The organism is Helicobacter sp. L8 (genome assembly GCF_003660355.1).
Taxonomy (GTDB): domain Bacteria; phylum Campylobacterota; class Campylobacteria; order Campylobacterales; family Helicobacteraceae; genus Helicobacter; species Helicobacter labacensis.
Map to the genome: position 1 here is coordinate 88,741 of NZ_QXQR01000003.1, position 16,072 is coordinate 104,812.

Consider the following 16,072-nt stretch of genomic DNA (forward strand, 5'->3'; position numbering starts at 1 on the left):
ATGCCTTTATAATAGGCGTTTTTGTCAAGGTAGCTCAGCTGGTCTAGAGCGCTGGTCTCATAAGCCGGAGGTCGGGGTTCAAGTCCCCCCTTTGACACCATCCCCCTTTTTGATATTCACAGTTAGCGTTTAAAGATTGCCATGCATGCCCTAAGTCTAACGCGCCCGCGTGGTGGATTTGCACACTCCTTGAAAATTTTAACAAGTGTAGCGCGCAAAAAAAAGCAAAAATGCGTTTTAGCGGACGCTAGAAAAATGCGCGCCTTAAGTTTAAAGCGGACGCTAGCGCGTGCTGTTTCCACTCCCTTTCTCCCCCCCGCCTTCAAATCCAGGGTGCTAATTCAAATCTTACGCGCTACTACCGGTTAGGTGGACGCTACGCGTCCAGTGCACAGAATGCGCTTAAAACGCACCCTAAAAGTCCACGCCTCTTACCGCTTTAGCATGGGTGCGCGGGGCTTCAAATCCACGACGATAATACAAAGTTAGGATCGTTCAAGCTAGGCTTTTTTAAAACCTCTATATTGGCAAGCTCGCGCGCCTTTAAAGAATAGATGCCCGGGATGTTGGTTCTTAAAGCTAGCGCGTCTTCTTCTATATCGTTTAAGGGGTTTTCAAACTCACAAAAAACAAATACCCCGGCAAAAACGCGCCCATCCACTAGGGTAACTTCAATGTATTTGCCTTGGTGTTCTACCCAGTCCTTAAGTTCGATCATCTTATTCCTTGTGAGCGCATGGCACCATGTGGAAGCCATTCTTGTTAAAGTGGATTTTAGCGCGTTGGGTCTTAATGGGACTTAAATTGTGTTGGTCAAGCGTGTTCCACTTAAGACTATTTGGACGCTACGCGTCCAGCGCACTAATCGGACTTAAACGCGTGTTTTAGATCCACGCTTTTCACTCTTTTAACATGGGGCGCGCGGGGTGCGCGCCTATAATTTCTTTAATTTCACTAGCGCGTAGAGTGTAAGCCACTCCTTTGTAGGTTACCATAAGCTCATCTTCTTCATCCTGTTCGTCCTCTAGTAAATCAGGCGGGGCGTAACAAATGTAATCTGTTTTAACCCCCTCCCACACATCGCCGTTTACAAAGATGATCTTCAGGGGGTCTTGATATTGATCCATATTAGGCAAGTGTTCCATTACTACCCCTTAATTTGGACTGGGACTATATGAATCTCCCCTTTATCATTCCAGTGTAGCTTACTTTTAAACACCTTAATAGGGGCTTTGCCATGTTGGCTAACAAAACCTTCAAAATTAGGGCGCGCGCCCACTGCTTAAAACATTTCAAGCGTGGACTTAAACCACCCGCACTTTTAGTGCAATTGGCGCGCCTAAAGTTAACCCAATGCGCAAACTCTCTTTAATTTCGCACTTTAAAGTGCGTTTAAGGGGGGTTTTAGATAGTATGAAAACCCTACTTGATGAGGATAGACATATGTGCCTTAGGGGTCGGCAATGCGCATTTGCTACTAGGTCAGGCGCGCCTAGCTACCTCCTTGCGGGTAGGGTAAGCCGAATTTAGATCTGTGTAGAGAATGTGCTTGTTGCCTAAATTGCGCTCGAGTTTTTCTCTTGTGCTTGTCCACATAAGCGAACTAACCCAGTTCTCCCCCTCTAAAACTTTGATGACGATCTTGTACCAGCACATGGCTTATACGCGTGAGAAAGTGGGTTATATTAACCTCGTTGTAGAGCATCGCGGTGTTGATGGAGTGGCGCAAGATTACGGGCTTTATAAAATTTTTAAACAGATTGATCAGGGCGCGGGAGTAAAACCTTTTAGTCTTTTGGCTCTAAAAAAGCCCGGGCATGCTCTCCACAGCAGAAGAAAACAAACAACCATCGCTCATGAAAACATTGCCAGCTACCCTGAAATCGTGAATAGGGCAGACTGGATAAAAGTCGAGGACACGCCTAAAGGGTAAATATCTTGTCATGGGTAAGCAAGTTGACGGATATATGATCGTTAAAAGTAATAGGCAAAAATATAATCTGTTGTCCTTGAAGACAATTTACAAAGAACGGGGGAAACTAGAAAGCGGGCTAGATTTAGAGACGGTGACAGTAGACGATTATCTAAAAGATAGCGCTGCACGAGTGCTACTTGGACATAACTGCACCACTAGCAATGCTGAGCGGGCTAAACTTAACGACTGCCTTAAATCAATAGAAGCCAAAATCGTTTTAAAAGGATGTTATCCCCTCTAGTTTTAACTCTTGTTTACGATTCGCAAACACTCTATAAAGCAAAAATTGGAGAGTAGATGTTACAATCCCATCTTAACCGCGCTTTTCATACCGATGCTGGAGTTTATGGCTAAAACACCCCCACAAACCGCTCTGCTGTTAGAATAGGTAGCCATCTCCAGAGGATTACAACGCGAGCGACCTCAATATTATCACGATTCCCTATCCCCACCAATAGACCAGTTAGCCCTTGCGTTTTTCTACAATCTCCTTGGCGATGTTAGCGGGCACTTCGCCATAGTGATCGAACTCCATAGAATAAGTCCCACGCCCCTGTGTCGCTGAACGCAAATCGGTAGAGTAGCCAAACATCTCCACCAAAGGCACAAAGGCGTTCACGATCTTAAGCCCTAATCTGTCATCCATCGCGTTGATCTGCCCCCTACGGCGGTTCAAATCCCCGATCACATCTCCCATATACTCTTCGGGCACTTCCACTTCCACTTTCATCATAGGCTCTAAGAGCACAGGGTTTGCTGCACGGCTAGCTTCTTTAAAAGCCATCGATCCAGCGATTTTAAACGCCATTTCAGAGGAGTCCACCTCGTGATAACTCCCATCATAGAGCGTTACCTTAAAATCCACCACCGGGTAGCCTGCCAAGACCCCACTTTGCATCGCCTCTTGGATGCCCTTGTCCACTGCCGGGATATACTCTTTAGGGATCACTCCCCCACTAATTTCATTGACAAATTCATACCCGCTACCCGGGTCTTTGGGCTCAAGCTTGATGAAGACATGCCCATATTGCCCGCGCCCACCAGATTGTTTGGCGTATTTATGCTCTTTTTGCACCGCGCTTCTAATGGTCTCCCTAAACGCCACTTGGGGTTGCCCCACCTCTGCTTCTACCTTGAATTCGCGTTTCAAGCGATCCACGATGATCTCTAGGTGCAACTCACCCATGCCCCCAATCAAAGTTTGCCCCGTTTCTTCTTGGGTCATCACCCTAAAACTAGGGTCTTCTTCAGCCAACTTGCCTAAAGCCACGCCCATTTTTTCTTGATCCGCCTTAGTCTTGGGCTCTACAGCGATATGAATCACCGGCTCAGGAAACTCCATGCGCTCCAACACCACCGGACTTTTCTCATTACAAAGAGTGTCCCCCGTCAAGGTGTCTTTGAGTCCTACAAAGGCGCAAATCTCACCAGCGTAGACCTCTTTAATGTCCTCGCGCTTGTTAGAATGCATTTTCAAAAGCCGTCCCACGCGCTCTTTTTTATCCTTAGTGGAGTTGTAAATATAGCTCCCCGATTCTAATTTACCCCGATAAGCGCGCACAAAAGTGAGTTGCCCCACAAAGGGATCGGTCATGATTTTAAAAGCCAACCCGGCAAAATCCCCCTCATCGCTAGATTGCACCTTAATCTCTTCTTCGTTTCTAGGGTCTATGCCCTTGATGTCGGCTACCTCTGTAGGGGCAGGCAGGTAGTCAATCACCGCATCTAGCAAAGTTTGCACACCCTTATTTTTAAAAGAAGATCCACAGAGCATGGGAATGAGTGCCATATTCAAACATCCGATTTTAATGGCGCGCTTGATCTCCTCCACACCCAAATCCTCACCTGCTAGATACTTTTCCATCAAGGCTTCATCGTGCTCAGCCACCGCTTCTAAGAGTTTGTCGCGATATTCTTGAGCTTTTGCCTGCAGATCGCTAGGGATGTCTTGCACCTCGTATTTAGCCCCCATCGCCTCGTTATTCCATACAATCGCTTTCATGGCGACTAGATCGATCACGCCAACAAAAGTGTCTTCTGCGCCAATAGGGATATTGATGGGCACGGGGTTAGCTTTTAAGCGTTCCTTAATTTGATTCTCCACGCTGTAGAAATTTGCCCCGATGCGATCCATTTTATTGACAAAGACGATGCGGGGCACGCCGTATTTATTGGCTTGCCGCCACACGGTTTCGCTTTGGGGTTGCACCCCACCCACTGAGCAAAATACCGCTACAGCCCCATCCAGCACGCGCATGGATCGCTCCACTTCAATGGTGAAATCCACATGCCCGGGGGTGTCTATCAAATTAATTTGGTGATCTTGCCAAAAGCAGGTGGTAGCCGCTGAAGTGATGGTGATCCCACGCTCTTTTTCTTGTTCCATCCAGTCCATAGTCGCCGCGCCGTCATGCACTTCGCCAATCTTGTGGCTGACACCGGTGTAAAACAAGATTCTCTCTGAAGTGGTGGTTTTGCCCGCATCGATATGGGCAGCGATCCCAATATTTCTAATTCTCTCTAGGGGTGTTTTGCGTGCCATAAGCCTCCCTTACCAGCGGTAATGCGCGAAGGCTTTATTCGCCTCTGCCATTTTGTGGATTTCTTCTTTCTTTCTAAACGCCGCGCCCTTATCACTAGCCGCGTCCAATAACTCATTAGCCAACTTATCCACCATCACGCGCTCGTTGCGCTTGCGCGTGGCTTCTAAAATCCAGCGGATGGAGAGAGATTGCTGGCGCGCTGGGCGCACCTCCACGGGCACTTGGTAAGTTGCCCCACCCACACGCCTAGATCGCACCTCTAATAGGGGCTTGACATTTTCTAAGGCTTTTTCAAAAACCTCAATGCCTTTTTCCCCACTTTTCTCCTCAATCTTTTGCAAGGCAGCATAAATGATCTTCTCTGCTACACTTCTCTTGCCATCATACATCATTTTGTTGATGAATTTAGTGATCACCTTGCTATTGTAAACCGGATCCCCCAACACTTCCCTCACCGGTGCTCTCTTTCTTCGCATGTCCTACCTTTATTTTTTCTTTTCTGTGCCGGCTTTGGCTTTTTTAGCCCCGTATTTGCTACGAGAAACCGATCGTTTATTCACCCCGGCTGTGTCTAACGCCCCACGCACAATGTGGTATTTTACCCCGGGCAAGTCTTTTACCCTGCCCCCTCTAACTAGGACAATGGAGTGTTCTTGCAAATTATGCCCTTCCCCAGGAATATAACTGATGACTTCAAACTTGCTAGTGAGGCGCACTTTGGCGACTTTTCTTAAGGCTGAATTAGGTTTTTTGGGTGTGGTGGTATAAACCCGTGTGCAAACCCCCCTTCTTTGAGGGCATTCCACCAAAGCGGGCGATTTGGTCTTTTTGAGGATTTTCTTCCTTTCTTTGCGGATCAACTGGTTGATAGTAGGCACTGCTTCCCTTTTTAAATAAGTTCAAAAACGCCCATTATACACTAAAAAATCTTGATTTTAACTTCACCCACAAGAGAAGCGCAAGAGCAGAGAGATTTCTGCGGATCTTATAGCGATCTCCGCACCTTTATGCGAATCAGCACAAAAATCTAAACATCTGAAAATACTATTCTTCATTGTCCTTGAGACTTAATAACCCCCCCACCACAGTCCCCACACCTGCCCCCACCAAAGTGCCCACTAGAGGGATCATAGAACCTAAAAAGCCCCCAATGGCAAAACCGGCTAAGGGCTTGGGGACTTTGGGGGGTTTGGGATTATCCATATCACTAGCCCAACTTGGTGTAAAAATCACTTTTTAGGGTGTCTTACGGCTAGAGTGTTTGCTTTGACATTAAAGGGCTCGTTTGTGGGTGGGTTGTGGCTAGGGCATACGGACAATCCACCATTTCTCCCCATACCCCTCAATTTTAACATGCGCCCCTCTATCCGCATCGCTCGAACATCCATATTGGCAACAGGGCAAGGTGATTGTTGCGCGTTCCTCTTTAGATTTCTTGGGGTAGCGTTTTTCTTTGTAGTAGGCAAGCCAAGAGGAATAGCCAAAATCGCTCGCCTTAGAATCCCCACTGCCCCTAACATGTTTAGCAATCTCCTCATCGATTGTAATGGTTTCAGGGGTTGTAGGGCTTGGTGCTTTAGTGCCCCCCACCAATCCCGACACAAAGTCAAAAATGCCCATGTTGGTCTCCTTTATAAAATTTGCCATCATAACCGTGTATTAGGCTTATCTTTCCCAACGCCGCCAGCAGTCCATGCCGGTATGTTCTGCTGTTTCTTTGGCAGGCTTGCGTGCACGCACTTCGCTTTGCTTAACTCCTGTTAGGCATTCCACCACAAAGCCATGGCAATTGTGGGTAGCTAGGTTATACTGCCTCTTTTGACCTTCACATTTTTTTGCATGTTCTGCTGCTCTTTTAGAGCCTACTGGATTTTTGCCTTTGCAAGAGACATAAATTTCCCAGCCATCACTAAAACTATCTAGGTTGTGTGTCCCATCTATTTCGCAAGGTTTATCGTTGGTTTTACCCGTCAAATGTATGATTTTTCCTCCCCCCACATAAATACCCGTATGCGATAAATTATAAATATGGCACCAAAGAACACTGCCTTCCTTAGGCTCTCCAACAGGTGGATCGTCATATGTTGGGAATTCATCTATAAAAGATTCATAAAGAGCTTGAACAGCTGCTGACCCCACGAATAACCCAGCTATACCGGCTAAAGGTGCAAGAATAGGTAACATTTATTCCCCTCCTAACTTCATTTTTTATCATCTCCAGACTTATTGACAACCTCTTTAACTGCCTGCGAAGCTAATGTCCCCACTAAGGCTCCGATTACAAATGGTAACATCCTCTCCCCCTAATCCAACAACTTCACGGCTTCTTGGTAAAGCATAAAATTTTTCACCACCCAGTCTTTGAATTGATCCACTTTCTGGGTAGATACGCCCATTTCTTTGGCATAAGAGTAAATGGTGTCTCTCTCATTGTCATGCCAACGGCTATCGGCTAGTGCCACAGAGGTTAACTCTAGTAATACGGCGTGTTTGGCGTGGTTGGTGGTGAAAAGCTTGCCCAGCTCGCTTAAAGGCACTTCTTTTTCGCTAATGCCATACTCACATTGCTTTTTGATCACATCTAGCGCGCTTAGTTGCAATTCATGCAACACGCCATCGGCTTCAATGACTTTTCTAGCCAAATACAAAAACACTTGTTGTTGTTCAACACTCAAATCTTGGATAAACATGTTTGCTCCTCGCATTTTAAAATAGAGTGCCATTTTAGCGAGAGAGAGAGAGTCAAGGGGTCTTGGGGGTGGGGGAGTAAAAGCCCCCTTAAAGAGGGCAAAAAAGCAGGGATTAGTCTTGTTCTTCGAGTTTGAGGCAGACTCTCTTGTCCTTATAAAGCCCAGTGCCCACAGGAATCATGCGCCCCAAGACCACATTTTCTTTTAAGTCCTCTAAGAAGTCCTTTTTCATAGCAATACTTGCCTCTGTGAGCACCTTCGTGGTTTCTTGGAAAGAAGCCGCCGAGATAATGCTATCGCTCCCAATAGCCGCACGCGTGATTCCCAGTAAAACGGGTTCGGCGATGGCCGGCTCTCCTTTAAGGGCTAAAATGCGTTGGTTTTCCTCTTTGAAGTGTTTCTTGCTCACCAAATCCCCCTCGATGAACTTGGTGTCCCCGCTGTCCAAAATGCGCACTTGGCGCAACATTTGCGAAACAATGATTTCAATGTGCTTATCAGCGATACTCACCCCCTGACGGCGGTAAACCTGTTGCACTTCGCTCACAATGTATTTGTGCAACTCCTTTTCTCCGCTAATACGCAAGATGTCATGGCTGCTCACAACGCCCTCTGTAATAGCCTCTCCTGCATGCACAAATTCATTAGGGTGCACCAAAATCTGTTTGCCCTTGTCAACAAAATACTCCACATTGCGCCCATCTGAGCCAACAATAGTAACTCTCTCTTTATTGCGCACCGCCTTGCCAAAACTCACCACCCCATCGATCTCTGAGAGAATCGCGGTGTCCTTAGGTTTAGATTTGCGCGCCTCAAAGATGTCGGACACCCGGGGTAGACCGCCCGTAATGTCTTTAGATTTGGCGGTGGCTTTGGGGATTTTAGCCAAGACATCGGCGATTTCCACTTGTGCCCCTTCTGTAACCACGATGGAAGTTTTGGGCTCTAGAGAGTAGAACACGCCCTCTTGCCCCTGGGTTTCTATGAATAGGCGGGGTTTTAGATCGCTGGGGACATGTTCGTTAATAGTTGTCGAGATCGCCCCAGTGGTTTCATCTTCCTTAGTGGTGATACTCACCCCCACGATCAAATCCACAAAGCGCACAATCCCTTTGACATCGGCGATCACAGGAGTGCTATAGGGATCCCAAGAGGCGATGAGATTCTTCGCCTCTTGGTTGGCTTCCACCAATAGACTCTCTTTTTCCACCGCGCTATTATCCTCCACCCTCACAAGAGAACCGCGCGCGATGTAATGGCGAATCGCCTCTTGATCGTTCTCATCAGCCACCACCGCGAATAACCCCTTTTCTTCTACGATCATGCCCGCCTTGATGTCTAAAGCGCGCTCCAAATGATCGCCCACTAAGTTGTAGTAGCGCACCACACCCTTTTCTTTGGCATAAATATCTTGGGTGATAGGATCGTTGTCATGAATGGCGATCTCGCTGGCATAGGGAATGCGGTTAGGCACATTCCAACCATCTTTGATAATATCAGCGATACTCCCCCCCTGGTGTACGGCATGCCCGCTTTCATAGGGCAAGTAAATTTTCCCCTCAATCTTGCCACTCACCCCAGCCAATTCATTAGCCTTAGCCACATCACTTTTGCGCAAGACAAAACGCGCCTCTTGATCCCCACTCACCACGCTTATAATCACTTCTTCATGGCTGTGATCGATCTTTAACACCCCATCAAAGGGGGCTTTGATCTTGGGCTCTACCACAAAAATAGCCGCATTGCGGCGGTTGGCGATGATGTCCTTGCCCTCTTTATTGCGGTAGGTTTTGATGTTAAAGAAACGCACAAAGCCTTCCTTATTGGCTACAATCTCGCGTTCTTCTTGGCTGCGCGATGCAGTCCCACCCACATGGAAGGTGCGCAAAGTAAGTTGTGTTCCGGGCTCCCCGATGGATTGGGCTGCAACAACCCCCACAGCCTCACCCGGTTTAACCATCTTGCCCTCACCTAAATTCAAACCATAACACTTAGCACACACCCCCTTATGCGCCTTGCAGGTTACAGGTGTGCGAATCGTGACCGATTTGATCCCCGCTTCAATGATCTTTCTGGCTTTTTCTTCATCGATGAGAGTGTCGGTGTTGAGTAGGATTTCATTGGTGAGTGGATCGATGATATCCTCTACCAAAATGCGCCCAAAAATGCGCTCTTCTAGGGGTTCAATGAGTTCACTCCCCACAGTAATGTCTGTGATCTCAATGCCCTCATGCGTGCCACAATCCTCTTGCACCACCTTGACATTTTGGGCGACATCGATGAGTTTGCGCGTCAAATACCCGGCGGTGGCGGTTTTGAGCGCGGTATCGGCTAGCCCCTTGCGCGCCCCATGTGTGGAGTTAAAATACTCCAACACATTGAGCCCCTCTTTGAAGTTAGAAATAATGGGGGTTTCAATGATCGTGCCATCTGGCTTAGTCATCAACCCGCGCATGCTACCTAGTTGCCTAATTTGGGTGGAAGAACCGCGCGCGCCGCTATCTGCCATCATGTAAATAGAGTTGAAACCCTGTTTGTCTGCAGCGATGGTGTCCATCATCTCTTTGCCCGTCAACTCATTGACTTCCCCCCAAATGTCAATGATCTTGTTGGTTCTCTCTTGGCTACTCAAACTACCCGCTTCAAATTGGGCTTGGATAGATTTGACCTTTTCTTTAGCCTCTTCTACTAGGCGGTGCTTGTGCGCGGGCGTGATAATGTCGTCCATAGAAATAGAAATGCCCGCCTTAGTGGCATATCTAAAGCCTAGCATCTTCAAGTTGTCCAAAAAGCGTGCGGTTTGTCCGATTCCGCTCTCTTTATGCACGAAATCCACTAGTGCCCCGATGTCCTTCTTTTTCATCACCTTGTTCCACAAATGGGGGGGCACAAAGTCGGGCAAAATGGATTTGAGCACTAAACGCCCTGCTGTCGTCTTTAAGATGTGCTGACCTTGCAAGACGCGCACCTCAGCATGGATGTCTAATTCCTTAGCGTCGATGGCAGTGAGCACTTCATGCACGCTAGCAAAGGGCTTATGCTCGCCCAACACCCCGCTTTTTTCCAAAGAGAGATAATAAAGCCCTAGCACCATGTCTTGGCTAGGCACGGCTACGGCTTTCCCGCTTGCAGGCAAGAGAATATTCATGGAACTGAGCATTAAAACCTTGCACTCAGTGATAGCCTCTTGGCTTAAGGGAACATGCACTGCCATTTGATCCCCATCAAAATCCGCGTTAAAGGCAGAGCACACCAGTGGGTGCAACTGGATCGCTTTGCCATCAATGAGCTTGGGGTGGAAAGCTTGGATGGATTGTTTGTGCAAGGTGGGGGCGCGGTTGAGCAAGACCGGATAATTATGCACAATCTCCTCTAAACATTCCCACACTTCATTAGTTTTTTGCTCAATCATGCGCTTGGCTTGTTTGAGGGTGGTCGCAAAGCCCTTTTCTTCTAATTTAGAGAGCAGATGCGGCTTGAAGAGTTCTAGTGCCATCGTTTTTGGCAAGCCACATTGATCCATCTGCAAATTGGGTCCTACCACGATCACACTGCGCCCTGAGAAATCCACGCGCTTACCTAGCAAGTTTTGTCTAAAGCGTCCCTGTTTACCCTTGATGATCTCAGAAAGAGATTTTAGGGGGCGTTTGTTCGCGCCCTTCACGGCATTGGCGTTGCGCCCGTTGTCAAACAACGCATCCACGCTTTCTTGTAGCATGCGTTTTTCATTGCGCACGATGATTTCTGGCGCGCCTAGTTCCATGAGTCTTTTCAAGCGTTGGTTGCGGTTAATCACCCGGCGGTAGAGTTCATTGACATCGCTCACGGCAAACTTGCCCCCATCTAAAGCCACAAGGGGGCGCAAATCCGGGGGTAGGACGGGCAAGGCGGTAAGCACCATCCACTCAGGGCGGTTACCTGAATTTAAAAAGCTTTCTACGACTTTAAGCCGTTTGATGAGTTTCTTTTTCTTGGCATCAGAGTTAGTTGCCTTGATCTCATCTTTGAGACTTTTGAGCAAAGTGGTTAAATCCAGCTCCTCTAAGAGTTGTTTGATCACCTCTCCGCCCATGTGCGCCACAAAGCCCCTATTTTCGTAGTGGCGTGCGATGTTTTGGAATTGCTCCTCGTTTAAAATGTCGTATTTGCACACCGGTTTGGTGTTCTCTAAATCGTAAAAGGCTTCCCCGGGCTCTTGCACCACATAGGCTTCGTAATAAAGCACCCTCTCTAAGTCTTTCATCTTAATGCCCAAAAGCGTGCCAATACGACTAGGCAAAGAATTAACATACCAAATATGCGCCACAGGGGTGGCTAGCTCAATATGCCCCATGCGAAAAGATCGCACCTTAGAGCTGGTGATGGCTACACCGCATTTCTCACAGCTCCCAATAGTCTTATAACGAGGTTTTTTATACTTCCCACACAGACATTCATAATCCTTAGTAGGACCAAAGATCTTCATGCAAAAGAGTCCATCGCGCTCAGGTTTGAGGGTGCGATAATTGATTGTTTCTGGCTTTTTAACCTCCCCATAGCTCCACTCACGAATTTTATCCGGGCTAGCCAAGGTGAGTTGGAAAGAGCTAAAATCTTTGGGGCGTTCGTCCTCTTTGATCGCAATGGGCTTGGGCGCGCCAAACTCATCCACATCATCCCCAAAGATATTTACATCCAGTCCCAAAGATTGCAATTCCTTAGTGAGGACATAAAAAGTCTCCGGGATTTCAGATTCGCCCACATGTTCGCCTCTTGCTACCGCTTTATAGGCGTTCTCGCGCCCCTTAATGTCATCGGATTTCACCGTGAGCATTTCTTTGAGCGTGTGGGCTGCCCCATAAGATTCCAACGCCCACACCTCCATTTCCCCAAAGCGTTGCCCCCCAAAGAGGGCTTTCCCCCCTACGGGTTGTTGGGTTACCAAAGAATAAGGTCCCGTGCTTCTAGCATGCACTTTTTCATCTACAAGGTGGTGGAGTTTGAGCATGTACATATAGCCCACATTTACCCGCTCTTTCATCTTCTCACCCGTGCGCCCATCGAAAAGTTCAACCTTGCCATCTGGGTCGATTTGGGCTAACTCAAAGAGGCGTTTGAATTGCTCCTCACTAATGCCCTCAAAGACGGGGATAGCAAACTTCACCCCCGCACTCCAATCGCGCGCGTAAGCCAGCAAGGTTTCATCTGGGCAATTTTCTAACATTTTAGCTAGGCTATCGTTATAGACATTGACCACATGGGCGATCTCTAGCATTTTGGCGCGCAATTTGGCAAGCATGTCTTGGGTGTGTTCTTTTAAAAGCGCATCAATTTGTGCGCCTAGTTGCTTGCCCACAAGCCCCAAATGCACCTCTAGAATCTGTCCAATGTTCATGCGGCTTGGCACGCCTAGAGGGTTGAGCACAATGTCCACCGGTTCACCATCAGCCGTATAGGGCATGTCGGCTATGGGCACGATATTAGAAACAATGCCCTTATTGCCATGCCGTCCTGCCATTTTGTCGCCCACTTTGAGTTTGCGCTTGGTGGCGATGTAAACTTTTACTTGCTTGATCACGCCATTGGGCAAAATATCGTCTTTTTCTAAGATAGAGAGTTTCTCCTCATGCTCTTCGCCTAGGATTTTCTTTTGTTCCAAAAAATTGACTTTAATGTGCTCGAATTGATCTTGGACGCTTTTTTGGTATTTCTTGGCTAAGGAAGCCAGCCCAAAGCGATTGATCTCCATCACCACTTCTTTAGGGATTTTACCCCCTTTGGGATAGGTGGTGTCATTGAGGGTTGCGCTCTCCTCTAGGGGCTCTTTGGAAAAAAGGGTGCTGATTTGCAAGAGTTCTTCGCGGTTTAACATTGTCAGGCGATCAAAATGCTCAATATCCAACCCCGCCTTTTCCTCTTCATAGGCGCTAATGGCGCGCGCGTCCTTTTCATAGCCCTTTTTAGTCAGAATATGCACCCCAATGACAATCCCCTCTAAAGAGGGGGGGCAATAGAGCGATTTATTGACCACATGCCCAGCCTTGTCTCCAAAAATAGCGCGCAATAAACGCTCTTCTGGGGTGCTTTTCATCTCACCCTTGGGCGAAACCTTGCCCACTAAGATCATCCCAGCGCTGACATAAGTCCCGATCTTGACAATCCCCCCGCTATCCAAATGGGCGATCTCCTCTTCTTTAACATCAGGGATATCCGGGGTAAATTCCTCAATCCCATGTTTGAGTTCCCTAGCTTCGATCTCCTTTTCATAGACATGCACAGAAGTAAAAATATCCTCCTTAGTGATCTTCTCGCTCACCACGATCGCATCTTCAAAGTTATACCCATTCCAAGGCATGAACGCCACACGGATATTTTTCCCCAAAGCCAATTCTCCCCTGTCCATGCTAGGACCATCGGCGATAATCTGCCCGGCTTGCACACGATCCCCCACTTTGACAATAGGGTTTTGGTTAAAGCAGGTGTTTTGGTTGGTGCGCAAATTCTTTTGCAGTAAGTAGGCATCGATGTAGGTTTGTTCTCCCTCGCCCAAAATATAGATATTCTTAGAATCCACCTTTTCTACGATCCCGCTGCGTGTTGCTTTAATGCTCCCCCATGAATCGCGCGCCACAATGCTCTCAATACCCGTCCCCACAATGGGAGCTTCAGATTTGAGCAAGGGGACGGCTTGGCGTTGCATGTTAGTCCCCATCAAGGCGCGGTTGGCATCGTCATGTTCTAAAAAGGGGATCAAAGAGGCTGCCACCCCCACGAGCATGCGCGAGCTCAAATCCATCAGCGTTACTTTGTGTTTTTCGCGCATGACAATTTCTCCGCCTACGCGTGTTTCTAGAAAGTCATCTACAATATAGCCTTGCGAATCCAGACGCGTGCTTGCTGGGGCGATCACCTGCCCCTCTTCTTGGATCGCCGTCAGGTAGATCACCTCTTGACTCACCTTGCCATCCACCACCTTTTTATAGGGGGCTTCGATAAAACCAAGTTCGTTCACCCGTGTAAAGGTGGATAAAGTGTTAATGAGCCCGATGTTTTGCCCCTCAGGGGTTTCAATAGGACAGATACGCCCATAGTGGGTGGGGTGGACATCGCGCGCTTCAAAACCCACGCGATCCTTAACTAACCCGCCCTCCCCTAAAGCTGACAAACGGCGTTTGTGGGTTACTTCTGAGAGGGGGTTGGTTTGATCCATAAACTGGGAGAGTTGCCCGCTCATGAAAAACTCTAAAATCGTGCTGGTGATCATTTTAGAGTTGACAAGATCGTGGGGCATAAGAGAATCTAGCGCGCTATTCATGGTGGTGAGTTTGTCCTTGATGGTCTTTTGCATTTTCATCAAGCCCTCATGCAATTCGTTAGCCAAAAGCTCGCCCACCGCCCTAATGCGCCGATTGCCTAAGTGATCGCGATCGTCAATCTGCCCCTCTGCATTTTTGATTTTAATCAAGTATTTCATGGTGGCGATGATGTCCTCATGGGTGAGCACGGTTACATAGTCGGGCACTTTGACATGCAATTTGTGATTCATCTTCATGCGCCCCACCATAGTGAGATCGTAGCGCTCAGGATCAAAGAAGAGTTGTTGCACATAAGCCTTAGCCACATCGGGGGTTACAGGATCGCCCGGGCGCATGACTTTGTAAATACGCACTGCAGCCAACGCGCTCTCATCCTCAATTTTTTCGCTTTGTTTGAGCAGGCGCAACGCGTCCGCATCGCCTAAAAAAGAGTGAATCAACGCCGCGTCATGCCCGCTGGCTAGATCATTGGCGATCACAAACTCGCTCACGCCAGCTTCTTGGATTTTTTCTAATTTGGGGGCTTCTAGCAAGCTGAGACTATCTAGCAACACCTCCCCTTGGGCATCTAAAATGGGTTCAGCCAAATAGCGGTTGCGTAAAATATCGCTGGGGTATTCCACCCATTCGATGCCACTCTCTTTAAGGTCTTTGATTTTTTTGCTCCCCATTTTTTTATTGGCTGACACCAATAAATTTCCCTGCGCGTCTTTGATGTCAAATTCGATTCGCTCATTGAGATTGATGCTTTCTAAAGGGATGAGATACTTGCCCTCATGACAACGCACCTTTAATAGGGGATAGAAAATACGGATAATGTCCTGTTTGCTATAACCCAGAGCGCGGAAGAGAATAGTAGCAGAAACCTTACGGCGTTTGTTGATGCGCACATGCAAGATGTCCTTAGCATCGTATTCAAAATAAAGCCATGAGCCCCGATCGGGGATGATTTGCCCGGTGTAGATGAGTTTGTTCGCGCTGGTGGTGGATTTCTCCTCTTTAAAGATCACCCCGGGACTTCTGTGGAGTTGATTCACCACCACGCGTTCTACCCCATTGATGATAAAAGAAGTGCGATCCGTCATCAAGGGGATTTCACGGATAAAAATACTCTGCTCTTTGATGTCCTTAGTTCCTAGTTTCTCTCCGCTTTTGGGGTCTTTCTCCCATAGAATTAAACGGATTTTAATCTTCAAGGGCACAGAATAGGTGATGCCCCGCTCCATCGCCTCGCGCACCGTGTATTTACTCTTGCCATATTCGCAATCCACATATTCTAAACTAATGCGGTTTTGGGTATCATGGATGGGAAAAACAGATTTAAACACCCGCTCGATCCCGCTTTCTTTGCCTTCTTTGGGGTAGAGAAACGCCTCGTAGCTGTCTTTTTGCAAAAGCAATAAATTGGGAACTTCCAAATCCTGAGTCATTTTGGTGAAATCCGCACGCAAGCGGTGATTCAAGCTTGAATGTTGCATGTTAAACCTTTGTGGGATGTGTAAAGTTGGCATTGTAGATAAATAGCCACGCGCATTTACCTAAAATGCCTGCTTTAGCAAATACGCATGG

Annotated in this window: 11 protein-coding genes and 1 tRNA gene; 2 read left to right on the plus strand and 10 right to left on the minus strand. The window is 47.6% G+C overall.

The window, feature by feature from the left end; genetic code table 11:
• Positions 1–23: 23 nt before the first annotated feature.
• Positions 24–100: transfer RNA gene (locus EAO37_RS02655), tRNA-Met, on the plus strand.
• A 360-nt stretch (positions 101–460) separates the two neighbouring features.
• Here EAO37_RS02655 and EAO37_RS02665 read toward each other — a convergent pair.
• Positions 461–718 (minus strand): hypothetical protein, encoded by a 258-nt coding sequence (locus EAO37_RS02665; RefSeq protein ID WP_120944416.1) that lies wholly within the window; start codon positions 716–718, stop codon positions 461–463.
• Between the two features lie 181 nt (positions 719–899).
• Positions 900–1,145 (minus strand): hypothetical protein, encoded by a 246-nt coding sequence (locus tag EAO37_RS02675; RefSeq protein ID WP_120951396.1) that lies wholly within the window; start codon positions 1,143–1,145, stop codon positions 900–902.
• A gap of 407 nt (positions 1,146–1,552) precedes the next feature.
• On the opposite strand from EAO37_RS02675, the gene EAO37_RS02680 reads away from it, so the two are divergent.
• Positions 1,553–1,933 (plus strand): hypothetical protein, encoded by a 381-nt coding sequence (locus EAO37_RS02680; protein WP_162982938.1) that lies wholly within the window; start codon positions 1,553–1,555, stop codon positions 1,931–1,933.
• 505 nt (positions 1,934–2,438) lie between these two features.
• On the opposite strand, the gene fusA is transcribed toward EAO37_RS02680, so the two are convergent.
• The 8 genes from fusA to EAO37_RS02720 all read right to left on the minus strand — a co-directional run bounded on the left by fusA (position 2,439) and on the right by EAO37_RS02720 (position 15,981).
• A complete protein-coding gene (gene fusA / locus EAO37_RS02690) occupies positions 2,439–4,517 on the minus strand; it encodes an elongation factor G (protein WP_120951402.1) in 2,079 nt (692 codons plus the stop codon).
• Between the two features lie 9 nt (positions 4,518–4,526).
• Positions 4,527–4,994, minus strand: coding sequence for a 30S ribosomal protein S7 (rpsG, locus tag EAO37_RS02695; protein ID WP_120951404.1), 468 nt, complete (start codon positions 4,992–4,994; stop codon positions 4,527–4,529).
• A 9-nt stretch (positions 4,995–5,003) separates the two neighbouring features.
• Complete coding sequence (rpsL, locus tag EAO37_RS02700) at positions 5,004–5,396, minus strand: 30S ribosomal protein S12 (RefSeq protein ID WP_120951406.1); 393 nt, start codon at positions 5,394–5,396, stop codon at positions 5,004–5,006.
• A 166-nt stretch (positions 5,397–5,562) separates the two neighbouring features.
• Positions 5,563–5,721 (minus strand): glycine zipper domain-containing protein, encoded by a 159-nt coding sequence (locus EAO37_RS09210; RefSeq protein ID WP_162982167.1) that lies wholly within the window; start codon positions 5,719–5,721, stop codon positions 5,563–5,565.
• A 99-nt stretch (positions 5,722–5,820) separates the two neighbouring features.
• Positions 5,821–6,138: a hypothetical protein gene (locus tag EAO37_RS02705; RefSeq protein WP_120951408.1), complete on the minus strand. Its 318-nt coding sequence runs from the start codon at positions 6,136–6,138 to the stop codon at positions 5,821–5,823.
• Positions 6,139–6,183: 45 nt separating this feature from the next.
• Positions 6,184–6,702, minus strand: coding sequence for a lecithin retinol acyltransferase family protein (locus EAO37_RS02710; RefSeq protein ID WP_120951410.1), 519 nt, complete (start codon positions 6,700–6,702; stop codon positions 6,184–6,186).
• Between the two features lie 119 nt (positions 6,703–6,821).
• A complete protein-coding gene (locus tag EAO37_RS02715) occupies positions 6,822–7,208 on the minus strand; it encodes a molecular chaperone DnaJ (protein WP_120951411.1) in 387 nt (128 codons plus the stop codon).
• A 112-nt stretch (positions 7,209–7,320) separates the two neighbouring features.
• Positions 7,321–15,981, minus strand: a complete 8,661-nt coding sequence (locus tag EAO37_RS02720; protein WP_120951413.1) for a DNA-directed RNA polymerase subunit beta/beta' — start codon at positions 15,979–15,981, stop codon at positions 7,321–7,323.
• Positions 15,982–16,072: the final 91 nt, after the last annotated feature.